Here is a 16,456-nt window from a genome sequence, read left to right on the forward strand (position 1 = left end):
CACTTTTAAGGGGTATTTTTTTCGTCTAAGAATAAACCTTTATTTCTATTCATTAAATAAACGCAACTCCGTTAGTGATGCATAAAGACTGCCTTGTTAATTATGATTTATTCCCCCGCTTTTTACGAGATCAATCGCGTTGACTTGAACACTGCTTACCACTCCGATCGACCAACATGCTTCCACAGTGAACAAAACCCAAACAATCAAACTTCCCCTTAATTATAAACTTCCATGAAAAAATACCCAAAGACCGTGTATCCTCTTTGGGTATCTTATTTTTACTATTAACGGGACAGGCAATGTTTAAGGCCATGTATCACTCCCGTTCAATGGCATGACGCAATGTTTCCACATCATCTGTCATAATCACGTCCACTTTCCCATCCAGCTCCTTCATTGTTTCCGTATCATCGACGGTATAGACACGGAGCTTCGTGCCGTGAAGGCGGAGCATTTGTGCTTCTTCAGTAAATGGAAAATCAGGAGGGCAATGGATTGCTTCGGCGTCCAACTCCTTTACCCACTGCTTCAGGCGTGGAATCGAGTGATGGATCAGGATGCCAATCCGGGCATCTGGTGCTGCCTCCCGCAGTTCCTCCAGGGTTTGGAGATTGAAGGAAGAGAAGACCGTCTGATTGACGAGCCCATAAGCTTCCACCAAGCGATAGGTTTTCTCGGCTATGCCTTCGTAAGGGATGAAATCCGTCTTGAGCTCGATATTCAAGGTGAAATCCTCCAAGCCCCTTGCCCATTCGAGGACATCGACAAGCCGTGGGACATATTGATCTTTGTCCCCGCCCCTGATCGAAAGTGAATTGATGCTGTTGTAATCTTCGTCCTTCACCAGCCCCTTGCCGCTAGTCGTCCGGTCCAGCGTCTCGTCATGGATGATGACAATCTCGTCATCCCTCGAAAGCTGGACATCGAACTCGATTCCTTGGGCATATGGAAGTACCGCCTTGAAGGCCGCCATCGTGTTCTCGGGATACTTGGCGCTGTACCCCCTGTGCCCATATAACTCCATCACTTGCCGCCCTCCCCCAGCGCTTTGGTCGTCTCATCGGCCGCACGTTCGAGGGCATCCTTTACTTTTGTTCCCTGATACAGGCTTTCCATCGCCGAAACAACACTTTGGCGCGATTGCGGGAAGGAAGAAATCAATGCACCTTGGGTCGCAGGAGACGGTTTCGTATCATGCAACTGATCGACCGTTACCTTCAATTGCGGATATTTCGCCCACATATCTTTCACGACTTGCTCGTCATATGCCTCCGGGTTGATGGCGAAATATCCAGTCGCCACATGCCACTTGGCCTGCGCCTTGGAAGTTGCCACATACTTCATGAATTCCCAGGCGCCTTGCTTTGTGTCAGCGGAAATACCGGATCCCATCCATAGTGAGGCACCACCGATGATCACTCCTTCACGCTTGCCCTCATCCGGTACGGGCAAATAGGAAGCACCGACTTCAAAAGGCGAGTTGTCCGCAAGCGTTCGGATTCCAGCCGAAGAATCGAGGAACATCGCTATTTTTCCCGATTGGAAGGCGGCCCGCATATCGTCCCAGTTCTGGCCGACATTCATAAAGGTGCCGTCATCATACATATCCTTGATCAGCTTGAAGGCGTTTTTCCCTTCCTCTCCGTCAAAGACGGCTTTCTTAGCATTGCCGCCGCGTCCGTTGTCATGATCGACATATAGGCCTCCCTGCGCCGCCACTAATTCCTCGAAGAACCATCCGTAATTCAGAATGGAAAAGCCATATTGCTTCGTCGCTTTTTGGTCTTTGATCGTCAGTGCCTTGGCCGCTTTCTTTAGTTCATCGTAGGTGCGCGGAGGCTTTTCCGGATCAAGCCCCGCTTTCTTAAAGGCATCCTTATTATAGACCAGGATTGGCGTGGAAGAATTGAAAGGCATGGAATACTGCTTGCCGTCTACCTGATAATAGTTGGAGATGTTCTTCTCCCATTGTGATGTATCATAGTCCTCTTTATCGATGAATTCCTGCACCGGCGTGATCTTTTCGCTGTCAATCATATACTTGGTGCCGACCTCAAACGTCTGCATGATGGCCGGCGCATCCTTCGTGCCCGCTACCGTATTGAACTTTGTCAGCGCTTCTTCATAGGTCCCCTGGAAAATCGGCTTCACTTCGTATTTGTCCTGCGAAGCATTGAAATCCTCCACTTGATCTTTTAGGGCCGTTTCAGCATCGCCGCTCATCGCATGCCAGAACGTTACTTCCACCTTCCCGTCCCTGGTCTTGGCAGGCTCTGCCTGCGTTTCTTTATCACCGCCTGTACAACCGGCAAGCATTAATGCTGAACCCAACAACCCGGCAAGCAAGCTGCGCTTCCAATGGATTTTCATTTACCTTCCCCCTTGGGATTTTTTATTTAAATAGTTTTAAAAAATCATAATGAATTGCTAGGCCTTATCGTTATTAACCAGCTGAAACAATATGGGTTCGTGGCCTTGACTTGTTTCCTTTATCTCGAAAGAAAGGCACTCCAGTTTGTACGTCCCTAAACGGTCACTTCCGCTTTTCTTAATGTCCAGCTCCAAGCACCCAGCTCCTAGTGAACTTCGCATTTCTTTCTTACGATAAGTCAACATCGGTTCGTGCCTCACCGTGTTTCCTTTATCTCGAAAGAAACACTCCAGTTCATACGGAGCTAAACGGGTGCTTTCCGCTTTTCTTTTTATTTTATCGCTCCTTGGGTTAGGCCTTCTTGTAGTTGTTTTTGTCCTGCGAATAGGAGAATTAGGGTCGGCAGGACGATGAGGATGACGGCGGCCATGACGACTCCCCAGTCGGAGGCGATTTCGTTTGACTGCATTTGCTTGATGCCAATTTGGACGGTCCGCGCCTGTTCGGTGTTGGTAACGAGGAGCGGCCAGAGGTACATATTCCATGTTGTCAGAAAGCCATAAACGCCAAGTGTGGCAATGCTTGTTTTCGATACCGGGAGGACGACATTCCAAAAGAAGCGGAAACGGCCGATACCTGCTACCTGGCTCGCTTCATAGAGCTCATGGGGAATGGTCTTGAAATTCTGACGCAATAGGAATGTACCGAATGCTAGCGTGAAGAATGGCAGCGTGAGCCCCAAGTACGAATTGGTCCAGCCAAGGGCCTGGATGGTCTGGAAATTGGGGACCATCGTCGATTCCCACGGGACCATCATAGTGGCAACAAACAGAAAGAAAATGGCGTTCCGTCCTCTGAACGGGATGAAGACGAAGGCGAACGCCGCCAAACTCGAAAGCGCCACCTGCCCGGCCATGACGATTAACGACACGATTAAGCTGTTGATCAAATATCGGAGCAGGGGCACCTTCTCAAATGCTTTGCTATAGTTTTCGAGCGAAAGAGAGCCTGGGAGCAGCTTCCCTTGGAGTACCTCCCCGCTGTTCATGAACGAAATCGATAGGGCGTAGAACACAGGAAACATGACAAAGATGGCGCAGATGATCAGCAATAAATAGATAACGGTCTTTCGGAGAGCGGTCATTGGTAATGCACCCTCCTTTCCCCAATCTTGAATTGCAGCCATGTCAGCACCAACACGCATAGGAACAACAGCACAGCTTGCGCACTCGCGCTGCCAACATTGTAATTGATGAAGGCGTCTTTATAGATGCTGTAGACAATCACATTGGTGACATCGGTCGGACCGCCTTTCGTCAAAATATCAATTTGCCCGAATGTCTGAAATGCGTTGATCAATGTGACGATGATGACAAAGAAGAGTGTCGGTGACAGCATCGGCAACGTTATTTTCCGCAATTGGTACCAATAACCCGGCCCAGCGATCCGCGCACTTTCATACAAAGTGCGGTCGATATTTTGCAGCCCTCCCAACAAAACAAGAAAGGTGAAGCCGAGATTCATCCACACGGTAGCAAGCGATACCGAAAACAAGGCATATTTCGGATCGAGCAACCATTGGATGCCGCTCCAGCCGAACAGTTCGATGATCCGGTTAAACACGCCGATCGCCGGATTGTACATGAACATCCAAATAATCGAGGAAGCGGCAACGCTCATGCCCATCGTCGAAGAAAAGAAGGTCCTGAAGATACCGATCCCTCTCAGCTTCTCGTTCGCTAGCAGCGCCAGCCCCAGTGCAAGAATTACGGTCAGCGGAACGGTGTACAGGACAAATCCGATTGTCGACTGCACGCTTTGCCAAAAGCCTGGATCCTCGAACAACCGGGTGTAATTATCGAGGCCCGTATAGGAAATCGGATTCCCCTGCGTGTCACTCCGGAATACACTGAGATAAAAGGTCCGAATCAACGGATAGACAAGGAATACCCCAAATAGGATGATAGATGGCGACAGGTACAGCAGCCCGGTGCCGGCCGAAGCCAGATTGGACGTCCATCTGGCAGGAGGAACCTTGATGTTCATAAGGCCTCACCCTTATCAGGACCAGAAATGAAGCTGCCTGCTGCGGCCTGGCCTTCCTTGTCGAACAGCATCACATGCTCGGGCGCCACATAGCAAGGCACCCTTTGTCCGACACACAGCTGCCATTGCCCCGGCCACCTTGCACTCCACTGATGGTTCCCCACCGCAAAACCGAGGAGTGTCTCTGTTCCAAGCACTTCTACATTGAGAAGCTCCGCAAAGAAAGTAACTTTTTCCTCCGCACGGCTGATATGTTCCGGACGGACACCGATTGTCCCCTTTTTTCCCGGCAATGAATGCGCACTATTGATTGCAGGCCCCGCTGGAATCCGCCACCTGCCGTCTTCGTAGTCTGCCTCGGCAAGGTTCATCGGCGGGGATCCGATGAAAGAAGCGACAAATGTGTTTCCGGGGCTGTTATAGATATCCAAGGGCCGCCCTACCTGCTGGACCACCCCCTTATCAAGGATCATCATCCGGTCCGCCATCGTCATCGCCTCCACCTGGTCATGGGTGACATAAATCATCGTCAGGCCAAGACGCCTCTGAATTTGCCTGATTTCCGAGCGCATCTTCGCCCGCAGCTTGGCATCCAGGTTCGACAACGGCTCATCCATCAGGCAAATCGGCGACTGCGTCACGATTGCCCGCGCCAATGCCACCCGCTGGCGTTGCCCACCCGACAGCTGGCGTGGCTTGCGCTTCAGCAATTCGGTGAGGCCGAGCATCTCGGCCGTCTCCAAGCAACGGCTCCTTTGCTCTTCCTTCGATATCTTCTTGGTGTACAGGCCGAACGTAATATTCTGTTCCACCGTCAAATGGGGGAACAATGCATAGTTCTGGAAAACCATCGACAACTGTCTTTTATTGGCAGGCAGCCCGTTGGCATATACGCCATCAATCCACAGAGAGCCTTCAGTGATATCCTCCAGGCCGGCGATCATCCGGAGAATCGTACTTTTCCCGCATCCGGACGGGCCTACAAGGACAAAGAACTCCCCCGCTTCAACAGTAGCGTCGATTCCTTTGATCACTTCCCCGCCGTCATACTTTTTGCGAATGTTCTCCAATCTCAATGATTTCATGCCCAACACACCCTTTCATCCCGCCTGCATGCTATGTATGATTCTAAGTTGTGCACGTCACATTGCCGCCAGCATATTGATACGGTTTTATCTTCGATTCTAAAGGTTATTTATTGAAAAATTCCAATAGTTCTGTAATAGTTTATGAAGGTGCTGTTAAATTAGAATAAATTTACAACCAAAGGGTTGCCCAGAGAAAAGGATGCCGACACGCTTCAATTAACCGTGGCCAATAGGCTGATTCCGAAGCCCCATCCTTCAGCATTCAAATCATGTACATAATGGTGAAGTCGTGAAATTTGGTTTATTCAATGGCCCGAGCGGGAATGGGACTATGGTTGCATATGCCATCTATAGAAATGCACCTTTACACACAAAACCAGAAAGAGCATAAGGGAGAGATAAAGCATGCAATTCAAACATATAACAGTAGCCGGCAGCGGTGTCCTGGGAAGTCAAATCGCTTTCCAAACCGCATTCAAAGGTTTTGATGTAACGATCTATGATATTAACGATGATGCCATCAAGAAAGCAAAAGAGCGCATCGCCAGTTTGGAAGGCGTCTATACCGAATATTTCAAGAATGAACAAGATGCAGCTAAGTCGGCTCAATCACGTATCCGTTATGCGACCGACCTTGCGGAAGCCGTGAAAGATGCCGACCTCGTCATCGAAGCGATTCCTGAAGTCGAAAAAATCAAACAAGATTTCTATAAACAATTAGGAAAAGCAGCACCGGCTGATACGATCTTCGCCACCAACTCATCCACCATGCTGCCAAGCCAGTTCGCCGAATATACTGGCCGCCCGGAAAAATTCCTGGCATTGCACTTTGCGAACCATGTGTGGCAGAACAACACCGGGGAAGTCATGGAGCATGCGGGAACCGATCCAAAGGTCGTCCAAGAAGTGCTTGATTTTGCAGCAGCAATTGGCATGGTCCCACTGCATATTAAAAAAGAACAGCCCGGCTATATCCTGAACAGCCTGCTCGTTCCGTTACTCGATGCGGCTCAGGGATTATGGGGCAATGGCGTCGCTGATCCGCAAACAATCGACAAAACATGGATGATCGCCACTGGCGCACCGATGGGCCCATTCGGCATCATCGACGTCGTCGGCTTGCAGACCGTCTATAACATCGTCAGCACCAAAGCAGCGCAACATCCGGAAAACAAAGGCTACAAAGCCATTGCCGACATGGTCAAAACCCAATTTCTCGATAAAGGAAAAATGGGGATGGGCACAGGCGAAGGTTTCTATACCTATCCGAACCCAGCTTATCTAGAAAAAGACTTTTTACAGCCTTAATAGTAAAAAAAAGGATGGCTTTGTCTATGACAGTAGCCATCCTTTTTGAATTGCTTTAACATGAATGAGATTGCTTTATTCATGATTTTCCAAATAAACCATTGCCAGCTCTGCGAAATAATTCGCCGCTACTTCAAGCGCTTCTTCATTCAAATCATATCGCGGATGATGCCAGTCAAACTCACCGCCTACCCCTATCCAAACAAAAAATCCAGGAATCTTTGTCTGATAAAAGGCAAAATCCTCTCCTGCAGGGCTTTGTTCTGCTTCCACAAACGTATAATCCAGATTTTGCGCGGCTTCTTTTATCACTTCCGTAAATCGGGCGTCGTTGTTGACCACCGGCAAATACGGATGCCATCTAAAATCAGCCCTGGCGGCGAATCCTGCGGCGATGCCTTCAGCCGTACGCTTCATTAGTTGCGGAATCAATTCTCTTGCTTCATTCTGGAAAGTACGGACAGTCCCTTCCATCGTCACTTTGCCGGGGATAACATTCCATGTATTTCCGCCATGAATTTGCGTAATGCTGATAACGGCATTATGGAAAGATGAAATATTACGGGAAACGATTGACTGAAGCGCTACAATAATCTGACCAGCCACAACAATCGGGTCAATCGTATTATCCGGTATGCCCGCATGGCCCCCAATCCCGTATACATCAAGCTCAAAACGGTCAACACTTGCCATAAGGGAGCCTTCTCGAACCCCAATCGTACCGACGGGTAAATCAGGCTTATTGTGCATGCCAAAAATGGCCTCCACATCTTGAAGGACTCCTGCTTTTTCTAGTGCGACTGCCCCTTGCGCGATTTCCTCGGCTGGCTGGAACAGGATTAGGACCTTTCCTTTCAATTTATCTTTTTTCGCATGCAGAAGGATTGCAGCCCCGATCATCGCCGCCGTGTGAAAGTCATGGCCGCAAGCATGCATGACTCCTTCTCTTTTTGATGCAAAAGGAAGCCCTGTTTCTTCATTGATTGGAAGGGCGTCGATATCTGCCCGCAAAGCGATTGTCGGTCCCTCCTGGTTCCCGGTGATTTCAGCGATCACTGCTGTCTCGATCTCGGAATCGACAACCGGTATGCCCGCTTCCTTTAGCCAAGCTCGGATTCTCTCAGCAGTCTCATACTCTTTAAAGGATAGTTCCGGATGTTCATGCAGTTCGCGCCGATATTCAATTAATCTCTCTAATAAGGAACATTCCTGGTGTCCGTCCATCATTTTCCCTTCTTCCTGCTTAACTTTTGCGCTTATCCCCGCATCCAGCTAATGGGCCAGATTACGAAGAAATTGCTTCGTTCTATCCTTTTGCGGATTCTCAAACAATAATTCTGGTCTATTCGTTTCAACCACTTTACCGTCAGCCATGAACACAACCCTGTCTGCCACCTCTTTGGCAAAATTCATTTCGTGCGTGACAATGACCATTGTTTGGCCTTCCTTTGCCAGGTTCTTCATGACAGCCAGCACTTCTCCCACAAGCTCGGGATCCAATGCGGATGTAGGCTCATCAAACAGAAGCACCTCCGGTTTCATGGCTAAAGCGCGGGCAATAGCGGCTCTTTGCATTTGCCCCCCAGAAAGCTGTTCAGGATATTTATCGCAGTGCTCCGATAAGCCCACCTTTTTTAATAATTCTCTTGCTTCTTCCATGACTTCTTGTTTATTTCTTTTTTGAACGAGGATTGGTGCTTCAGCCACATTTTGAATTACGGTCAAATGAGGAAATAAATGGAAACCCTGAAATACCATTCCGGAATATCGGCGAATCTCGGAAACTTGTTTTTTTGTTGGCTGTTTTCCTTGAAACGTGATCGTTTTATCGCCAATGGAAATGCTGCCCTTTTCCGGTGTCTCTAATAGATTCAAACAACGGAGTAGGGTAGTCTTGCCTGATCCCGAAGGACCGATTAAGCAGAGCACTTCTCCTTGGTTGACTGAAATAGATATATTTCTTAGGACCGTCTGCTCGCCAAAGCTTTTATCTAAATCCTTAATTTCGATCAATCTTCAACACCTCATTTCATATGGCGGCTATATTTTTTCTCCAAATAATTTTGCAGAACCGATCCGAGTGAACAAATGGCCCAGTAAATCAGCGCCACCAAAATATACATGGTCATCGTCTCATATGTACGCCCAGCAACCACTTTAGCATTATAAAGCACTTCAGGGACCGTAATAACCGCAGTCAAGGAAGTACCTTTAATGATGTCTATGAAGAGGCTCGATAATGGGGGCAAAGCCACTCTGGCAGCCTGTGGCAAGATAATTTTGCGCATTGTTTGCCAGTAACCCATCTGTAAAGTAGCGGCGGCTTCCCATTGCCCTTTAGGAATAGACATGATGGCCGATCGGATTACCTCGGCGATATAACCGGCGAAATGCGTCGATATCCCGATAATAGCCGCAGCAATCGGCGTAAATTCAATGCCTACCATCGGCAAGCCAAAATACAGAATAAAAAGCCATACCAACAGCGGAGTCCCTCTCATAAATGAAATGTAGAACCGGGCAATCCAGTGAAGAAGCTTATTGGCCGACATTCTGCCTGTCGCGATCAACAATCCCAACAGCAGGCCAATCGCCATACTGGCAAGTGAAAGCAATAGCGTGTAACCCAAACCTTGAATGACAAAAGGAAATGAGTCAACTACAAGATCCCAGTTAAACACATACTCCCATTTGAAATTTTCCATCTTCTTTCCCCCTGAATGGACATACAATCGAAGAATACCGCCGGAATGGGATTTTTCTTGTTCTCCCTCAATCCGTCTTTATTCGACGATATCTTTTTCATCCACTTTTTTAGTGACATCCGATCCGAGGAATTTTTCCGAAAGCTTCTTGATGGTTCCATCTTCAAGCATATCCTTAATGGCACCGTCCACCTTCTTCTTCAGTTCATCATTGTCCTTTTTCATCACCATGACGCCGACGTTCGGCTGGAATTTAATGTCACCAAGCATCTTCAGGCGATCATCATTCAGCTGTTTCAGAGCGAGTTCGATCATCAAATGATCATTGAGGAATCCATCAATTCTTCCAACAGCAATGTCCCGCAGAATAGTGTCAGTTCCTTCTGTATAAGAAACCACTTCTGCACCGTGCGCTCTTGAGAAATCAGCAAAATTGCTTGTTGGCGAACCGCCAAATTTTTTATTTTTAAAATCATCCACTGATTTTATTCCGGAAGAATCGCTTGAACGTACAACGATTGTCCCGTATGAATATTTATAAGGAATCGTAAAATCAAATTTCTTTTTCCGTTCTTCATTCACTGTGAAATTATTGGCAGCCAGATCAATCTGACCGTTTCGCAGCGCAGGGAGAATGCCATCAAATTCCATGGTCTTAAACTCCGCTTTCACACCCAATCTTTTACTGAATTCCTTCGCGATTTCAACTTCGAACCCAGTAAGCTCGTTACTCTTTGCATCTTTATAATCCATTGGATAATAAGTCCCGGATGTGCCGATCACAATTTTCCCTTTTTCCTTAACCTTTTCCCAACTATCTTGGCTCTTGTCATCTTTTTGCCCGCATGCAGTCAATACAGCGATTAGCATGACAACCGAAACTACGATACCTAAACTTCGTCTTCTCACCATTCTCCCTCTTTTCCTATTACTTTAATCGGAATAAATATAACATCCCACCATAATACAGTCAATATACTATTCAGAAAAGTCCTGCAATCGTGCTCAAAGAAGGAATCTCATTGAAGTGATAAATGTCCAAGTATCCTTTATCACCGATATAATAAGGAATCGTCCAAATCCTTTTTCTTTCCGCTTCATCAAAATCTGCCTGAGCTGCTTCCCTATATAACGGATTATCCAACGCTGCCTTGAACTCTCCCCGATTCATGCCTGCTTGGAAGGCGATATCCGCAAGTTGATCAGCTTTTTCCACCGTCTCCCCCAATCGCCAAATCGCTTCAAAAACGAGTTGTTGATACGTGCTATATTTGCCTTCCGCTGCAGCATATTTTCCGCCGGTATGCGCGAGCACTGTGGAACCCTTCTTGGAAGGCGGAAAAATCGCCAAGCCTTTCTCCTCCCTTACTTGCTTCAGATACCTTTTCACCTGCTCCCCATAATCGCTTGGTTTTGCAGGCGGAGAGGCATTCTCAGGTTTCTGGTAAGAGCGCCACTCCAACGTAATGCCTCTGTTTTCAAGCTCTTGAAGCCGTAATGATTCTAAATAACAAAAAGGGCAATTGTAATCGAAAAAAACAACTAACCGGTTGGCCATCTTTTTCGGCCTCCTTTCCTATGATTATTCTTATTCTAGAATAATCAGTCTTTTTTGAAAAGAAAATTGCCTAAAAAAAACCAATAAAGTAAAATTGGCACTTGTTCTAACAAACAATGTTTCTTGTACCTAAAACTCATCCTAATAATGTAAGTTAATTCTTTATTAGAATATGATTTTTCATATAGACAAGGGATTTTTGACCATTTCTCAGAAAACCCTTATTTATGAATCTTTTAATTGTAGTAAAAGTTTTAGCGCCAGTTAGAAGAGGATAAAAGCGAAATAAAAACACCTTTCATTGAAAAATAGGTATCCAGCCCAAATAATCAATGAAAAGGTGTTTTTTCGACGGAAACCAAGATTCAGCAAACCAGCAGTAAGACCACAGATCACTCTATAAGCCCTCGTCAGAGATCCTTTAAAAAAACTAAGCCCCGGTTCATAGCTGTGCCAATTTTCCATACAGATCGTTCAACGTAACACATCCTGCCGCCTTTACTTTTTCTAGATAGTAGCAGCAGATTTCCGCTGTCGCCTTGGCGTCATAAAAAGCATGATGCCGCTGGCGGTTGGCAATTCCAAGCCGCCGGCACAGCTCATCCAATGGAATTTGCTGAAACTGAGGGTCCACTAGTTTATAGAAGAAAGACGTATCCAATAGCCGGTGGGAAAAAGGGGTCTTGAAACAGCTCCGGCAATACTGCTCGAAGAAGGCCCTCTCATGATTGGCATGATGGGCGACAAGGACGGATTTGCCGGCAAAGTGGAAAAACTCGCCCAATACGATGGAAGGTTCTCTAGCCTCGTTCAAATCCTCATCCGAAATAGAAGTTAACTCAACAATTTCTTGCGGCACTTCCCGGCCAGCCTTCACCAATGAATAGAAGGGATCCCCGCTTTGGATCTGGCCTCCCTCGATGGCGACCGCCCCGAGCGATATCATTTCATCCCCTTTCTCCGGATGAAAGCCGGTCGTTTCCATATCGACCACGACAAAGCGCAATTGATCGAGCGGAATCATCAGTTCCTCCTGCTGCTTCTGTTCTTTCTTCATTTGCCTTAGAAAGGCCATATGCTGGGCGTTTTCGAGATTCTGTCCGTCGCGCGAGAATCGTCCGGTAAGTCCCCTCATCAGCTGCGATAACGGTTCAAATGCCATATCCATCAACCTTCTTGATCGAACGGACGACAAAATCATGCAGTTTATAGCCACCCTTTACGATTCGTTTAATTTCCTTCTTTTCCTCCGGGCTAAGCGAACTGAGCTTCACATAATGGGAATCCATATAATCACTGTCACCAGCATGTGTCAGCCGGAATTCCAGAAGCCTTTGGAAATCTGTTTTTGCATCCTCCACGATTCCCTTATAAGCATTGATTGCCAAAAGCCGATCCATCCGCCCGAGTGTCGATGTTTCATAGATTCTTTCCTTCAAGGAGGCAAGCCGGACCGCGTTCACATAAGGGAGGAAGGCACTGTATTTCAAGTCGAACGACTGCGTACGGCCGTGCGCTTCACTAGGCAAAAGCTGGCCTAAAGGACTGACCGCTTTTTTGATATGTCTCACATTCTCGGCAAAACGTCCCAAAAGCTCCGGATGGCGGCTACTGTATTGAAACAAATAATCCTTCAACTCCCGGCAAAGCTTCTCTTCTCCAAGCAGGCAACGGCTATCAAGAAAAATCTGCAAATAGCGAATCCCTTCCCAGCTTCCTTCTTCCATCCAATCATGAAGCTGTTCCTTCCATTTGCGCAGAGGCATACACCAGACAGGATTGGAGCTCATAATCTTACCTTTGCAATACGGATAGCCGACTTCATTCAATGCATCTGACAACGTCTTCCCCAACGTGAGAAAATAGGCTTCGGACTCCCCATTAGCATCCATGAACACCATTCCATGGTCCTGGTCGCTGATCACGCCTTGCTCAAGCCTGCCCCCGCTCCCGGTGATCAACCAACAGAAAGAGCTAGGCGGATTCCCCAACCCAAGCGACGATACAACAGTCTGGAATACGCGTATCATCACCTCGTCATGGATACGGTTCAATCCAATAAGATTGAAACGATGCCTTTCCAGCTGTTCCGTTTTCCAGCGCTTAATCTCTTCATATACACCCAAAGCGTCCATAACGCACTTCCTTTACTGGACAAAATCAGACGGAGAAAGCATCCGCCTCTCCACCCGCTTCACTCACACCTATTATAAAGAATATTAAGAAATTTTAGTATCTTCTCCATTTGCTTGTTTCATTTGTTCCGGATATCCATAGCTGCCGTGCTCACTCATATCCAGCCCCATGATTTCCTCTTCCTCGGAAACACGCAATCCCCGCAGCACCAGCTTTGTCACATATAGAATGATAAAGCAAACTGCGAATGCATAAGCGCCCGAAGCAACGACACCCATGAATTGCACCCCTAATTGTTCAAAGCCTCCTCCATAGAACAATCCGGGACGGCCTCCGACCTGGTCGGCTAATTCCTTTGTGGCAAAGAATCCGGTCGACAGCGTGCCCCACACCCCGGCAGCACCATGAACGGATAAAGCATAAATCGGATCATCGACTTTTAAGCGGTCGAACATTTTCACGCTATAGAAAACGAGGATGCCGGCAATGAAGCCAATGACAACAGCCTCCCATGGATTCACAAATGCACAGGATGCCGTGATGGCCACCAATCCTGCAAGAGCGCCATTCAATATCGTTGGGATATCCGACTTGCCAAGCGCGAGCCAGGAAATAAAGGTCGCAGACACTGCTCCAGCTGCTGCAGCAAGATTCGTATTCAAGGCTACAAAGCCAAAGAACGCGCCATCCACTGATACAGTGCTTCCGGCATTAAAACCGAACCAGCCTACCCAAAGGATCAAGACTGCCAAAGCTGTGTATACCTGGTTATGGCCGGCGATATTATTGACCGAACCGTCTTTATTGTATTTCCCAATGCGCGGTTTTAACAGAATGGTCGCCGCCAATGCGCCCATTGCACCAGTCAGATGGACAACGGTCGAACCGGCAAAATCCTGCTTGCCATGCTCGCTCAGCCAGCCCCCTCCCCAGATCCAGTGGGCAATAACCGGATAAACAAGCAAGCCGAATAAAATCGTGAAAATCACGTAAGCCGGAAATTTCGCACGTTCAGCGAACCCGCCAAGAGCAATCGTAATCGCAATGCCGGCAAACGCCGACTGGAAAACGAAAAAGACGGTTTTCGCAAGCCCGTCGCTATCCGCTAGCGACCCTGAATAAAAAAAGTCCGAAAGCCCGACAAAGAAATTGGCATTGCCGCCGAAAATGAATCCATATCCTGCCGCCCAAAACACCAGCATGGCAAGCCCAAATGTAAAAACCGTCTTCCCGGCGATATGCCCTGCGTTTTTCATCCGCGTCGAACCTGCCTCCAGCAGAATAAAACCGGCAATCATAAAAATAACTAAAATAGCAGAAAGCATCGTCCATAGACTATTCATCAAAAACATCTCATCCATTCCCCTTCACTCCTTTTATATGTTAGAAAACCTTACATAATATTCTAATTTATCAGATATCTTATGAATGTCAATACATTTATGTTAGGAAAAGTAACATGAATTAGATAAAAATATACAAAGAAAAGGTTTACAACAGCTGTAAATCAATGTTTTCAACTTTTTTCGCCCATTTGCTTTTTTCATTAGCGATACATAAATAAAAGTGCATTTGGATCTAGATTAACTCCATAAAAAAAAGACCTTATAAACAGCCGGTGCACCCCACGCCGTTTATAAGGTCTCTCTTCTTCCGATCATGTTCCGCAGAATGTCCGATAAGGCTCATCGGGCGGTTCTGGCAGTGTACTGTATTCTTCCTGTTCCGCGGAGTACGCATAAGGCTCCTCCAAAACAGCAAGTAATTTTTCCAAAACACTGTGGTCCCCTTCGATGGCGGAATCAAGGGCAGCCTCCACACGGTGATTGCGCGGGATGACGGCTGGGCTACTCTTTTTCATCAACGCCAAAGAGTCTTCCTTCGATTCCATTTGCCCTTCCAACCGTTCTTCCCAGCGGCGATGCCACAACGCCCCGTCTTCTTGACCATTCAGGCCTGTTTGCTCCCATTCGCCAAGAGCGAGTGCACGGAATGTATTCGTGTAGTCAGCCTGATCTTTTTCCATCAGTTTAAGGAGGTCTTGGATCAGACCTTCATCCCCATCCTTTTCCCCGAATATGCCGAGCTTTGCACGCATGCCGTCTAGCCATTTCGATTGGAACTGCTTCGCGAATTGGGCCAAGGCATCCTCCGCCAGCTTGACCGCTTCCTCCTGTTCCCCGGAAAGCAACGGCAACAGCGCCTCGGCGAAACGGGTGAGGTTCCAGAGGGCCATATATGGTTGGTTTCCATATGCATACCGTCCCTGCTGGTCGATCGAGCTGAACACGGTCGCCGGGTCATACACATCCATGAACGCACACGGGCCATAATCGATCGTTTCCCCGCTGATGGTCATATTGTCGGTGTTCATGACGCCATGGATAAAACCGACCAACTGCCACTTCGCAATCAAATCCGCCTGGCGCCCGATCACTCCCTGCAGAAAAGCCAGGTAGCGATTCTCTTCCTCTGCACACGCTGGATAATGTCTTTCAATCGCATAATCCGCCAATGCACGAAGCTCTTCAACCGTTCCGAACCGGGCGGCATATTCAAATGTCCCGACACGCAAATGGCTGTCCGCCACCCTCGTCAAGACCGCCCCCTCAAGATACGTTTCCCGCGCCACCGCTTCGCCGGTTGCCGCAACAGCCAAACTGCGGGTTGTCGGAATACCGAGGGCATACATCGCCTCACTGATGATGCATTCTCGCAACATCGGCCCTAGAGCCGCCCGTCCATCGCCGCCACGGGAGTATGGCGTCCGCCCCGCTCCCTTCAATACAATATCAAAGCGCTTGCCGCCGGGAGTAATCTGTTCACCGAGCAGGATAGCCCGTCCATCCCCGAGCATCGTAAAATGGCCGAACTGATGCCCGGCATAGGCTTGGGCAATCGGCTCCGCTCCTTCAGGCACCTCGTTTCCGGCAAACACGGCGGCACCTTCATCACTTTCAAGCCGAGCAGCATCCAAACCGAGCGAAACCGCCAACGGCTCATTGAAAATGATCAATTCTGGTTCCTTTACAGAATCCGGCTTTACATCGCTATAAAAAAAGTCCGGCAGCCGGACATAACTATTGTCGAAATTCCATCCTTTATTGTCCATAGAATCCCCTTTCTCTTTTCCTTCAGCCAAACATTCAGGATTGTTTTACCAGTATCCCTATTATAGACTGAAATTAAGTTTTATATGTTTGTTGAAGACTTGGAGGACGGAACAACCCATAGAGACCAA

Annotated in this window: 15 protein-coding genes; 1 reads left to right on the plus strand and 14 read right to left on the minus strand. The window is 47.7% G+C overall.

All coding sequences use genetic code 11. The features are described 5' to 3' along the window. Positions 1–319: 319 nt before the first annotated feature. The 5 genes from BN1765_RS12680 to BN1765_RS12700 all read right to left on the minus strand — a co-directional run bounded on the left by BN1765_RS12680 (position 320) and on the right by BN1765_RS12700 (position 5,505). Entirely contained in the window at positions 320–1,027 is a 708-nt protein-coding gene (locus BN1765_RS12680) for a glycerophosphodiester phosphodiesterase family protein (protein WP_050615482.1), read from the minus strand. Continuing rightward, positions 1,027–2,319, minus strand: coding sequence for an ABC transporter substrate-binding protein (locus BN1765_RS12685; protein WP_390621200.1), 1,293 nt, complete (start codon positions 2,317–2,319; stop codon positions 1,027–1,029). The genes BN1765_RS12680 and BN1765_RS12685 overlap by 1 nt, the downstream gene beginning before the upstream one ends. Positions 2,320–2,705: 386 nt before the next feature. Beyond that, on the minus strand, positions 2,706–3,518 hold the full coding sequence (locus tag BN1765_RS12690) for a carbohydrate ABC transporter permease (RefSeq protein WP_050615484.1): 813 nt from the start codon (positions 3,516–3,518) through the stop codon (positions 2,706–2,708). Continuing rightward, positions 3,515–4,420 (minus strand): carbohydrate ABC transporter permease, encoded by a 906-nt coding sequence (locus BN1765_RS12695; protein WP_050615485.1) that lies wholly within the window; start codon positions 4,418–4,420, stop codon positions 3,515–3,517. The genes BN1765_RS12690 and BN1765_RS12695 overlap by 4 nt, the downstream gene beginning before the upstream one ends. Continuing rightward, positions 4,417–5,505: an ABC transporter ATP-binding protein gene (locus BN1765_RS12700; protein ID WP_050615486.1), complete on the minus strand. Its 1,089-nt coding sequence runs from the start codon at positions 5,503–5,505 to the stop codon at positions 4,417–4,419. The genes BN1765_RS12695 and BN1765_RS12700 overlap by 4 nt, the downstream gene beginning before the upstream one ends. 408 nt (positions 5,506–5,913) lie before the next feature. On the opposite strand from BN1765_RS12700, the gene BN1765_RS12705 reads away from it, so the two are divergent. After that, on the plus strand, positions 5,914–6,816 hold the full coding sequence (locus BN1765_RS12705) for a 3-hydroxyacyl-CoA dehydrogenase (protein ID WP_050615487.1): 903 nt from the start codon (positions 5,914–5,916) through the stop codon (positions 6,814–6,816). Positions 6,817–6,891: 75 nt separating this feature from the next. On the opposite strand, the gene BN1765_RS12710 is transcribed toward BN1765_RS12705, so the two are convergent. From BN1765_RS12710 to BN1765_RS12750, 9 genes are all read right to left on the minus strand, one after another. Continuing rightward, a complete protein-coding gene (locus tag BN1765_RS12710; RefSeq protein ID WP_050616764.1) occupies positions 6,892–8,040 on the minus strand; it encodes an amidohydrolase in 1,149 nt (382 codons plus the stop codon). 48 nt (positions 8,041–8,088) lie between these two features. Continuing rightward, positions 8,089–8,829, minus strand: coding sequence for an amino acid ABC transporter ATP-binding protein (locus BN1765_RS12715; RefSeq protein ID WP_050615488.1), 741 nt, complete (start codon positions 8,827–8,829; stop codon positions 8,089–8,091). An 11-nt stretch (positions 8,830–8,840) separates the two neighbouring features. Then, positions 8,841–9,521: an amino acid ABC transporter permease gene (locus tag BN1765_RS12720; protein ID WP_050615489.1), complete on the minus strand. Its 681-nt coding sequence runs from the start codon at positions 9,519–9,521 to the stop codon at positions 8,841–8,843. Positions 9,522–9,599: 78 nt separating this feature from the next. Continuing rightward, a complete protein-coding gene (locus tag BN1765_RS12725; protein WP_069203028.1) occupies positions 9,600–10,433 on the minus strand; it encodes a transporter substrate-binding domain-containing protein in 834 nt (277 codons plus the stop codon). A gap of 70 nt (positions 10,434–10,503) precedes the next feature. After that, the gene (locus BN1765_RS12730; RefSeq protein ID WP_050615490.1) at positions 10,504–11,079 is read right to left on the minus strand and encodes a DsbA family oxidoreductase; all 576 of its coding nucleotides are present in this window, start codon (positions 11,077–11,079) and stop codon (positions 10,504–10,506) included. A 442-nt stretch (positions 11,080–11,521) separates the two neighbouring features. Continuing rightward, positions 11,522–12,241: an exonuclease domain-containing protein gene (locus BN1765_RS12735; RefSeq protein ID WP_050615491.1), complete on the minus strand. Its 720-nt coding sequence runs from the start codon at positions 12,239–12,241 to the stop codon at positions 11,522–11,524. Further along, on the minus strand, positions 12,231–13,214 hold the full coding sequence (locus BN1765_RS12740; protein ID WP_050615492.1) for a DUF294 nucleotidyltransferase-like domain-containing protein: 984 nt from the start codon (positions 13,212–13,214) through the stop codon (positions 12,231–12,233). The genes BN1765_RS12735 and BN1765_RS12740 overlap by 11 nt, the downstream gene beginning before the upstream one ends. An 84-nt stretch (positions 13,215–13,298) precedes the next feature. After that, positions 13,299–14,576, minus strand: a complete 1,278-nt coding sequence (locus tag BN1765_RS12745) for an ammonium transporter (RefSeq protein WP_050615493.1) — start codon at positions 14,574–14,576, stop codon at positions 13,299–13,301. A 296-nt stretch (positions 14,577–14,872) separates the two neighbouring features. Next, on the minus strand, positions 14,873–16,327 hold the full coding sequence (locus BN1765_RS12750; protein WP_050615494.1) for a protein adenylyltransferase SelO: 1,455 nt from the start codon (positions 16,325–16,327) through the stop codon (positions 14,873–14,875). Positions 16,328–16,456 lie beyond the last annotated feature (129 nt).

It is taken from the genome of Bacillus testis, assembly GCF_001243895.1.
Taxonomy (GTDB): Bacteria; Bacillota; Bacilli; order Bacillales; family DSM-1321; genus Bacillus_AD; species Bacillus_AD testis.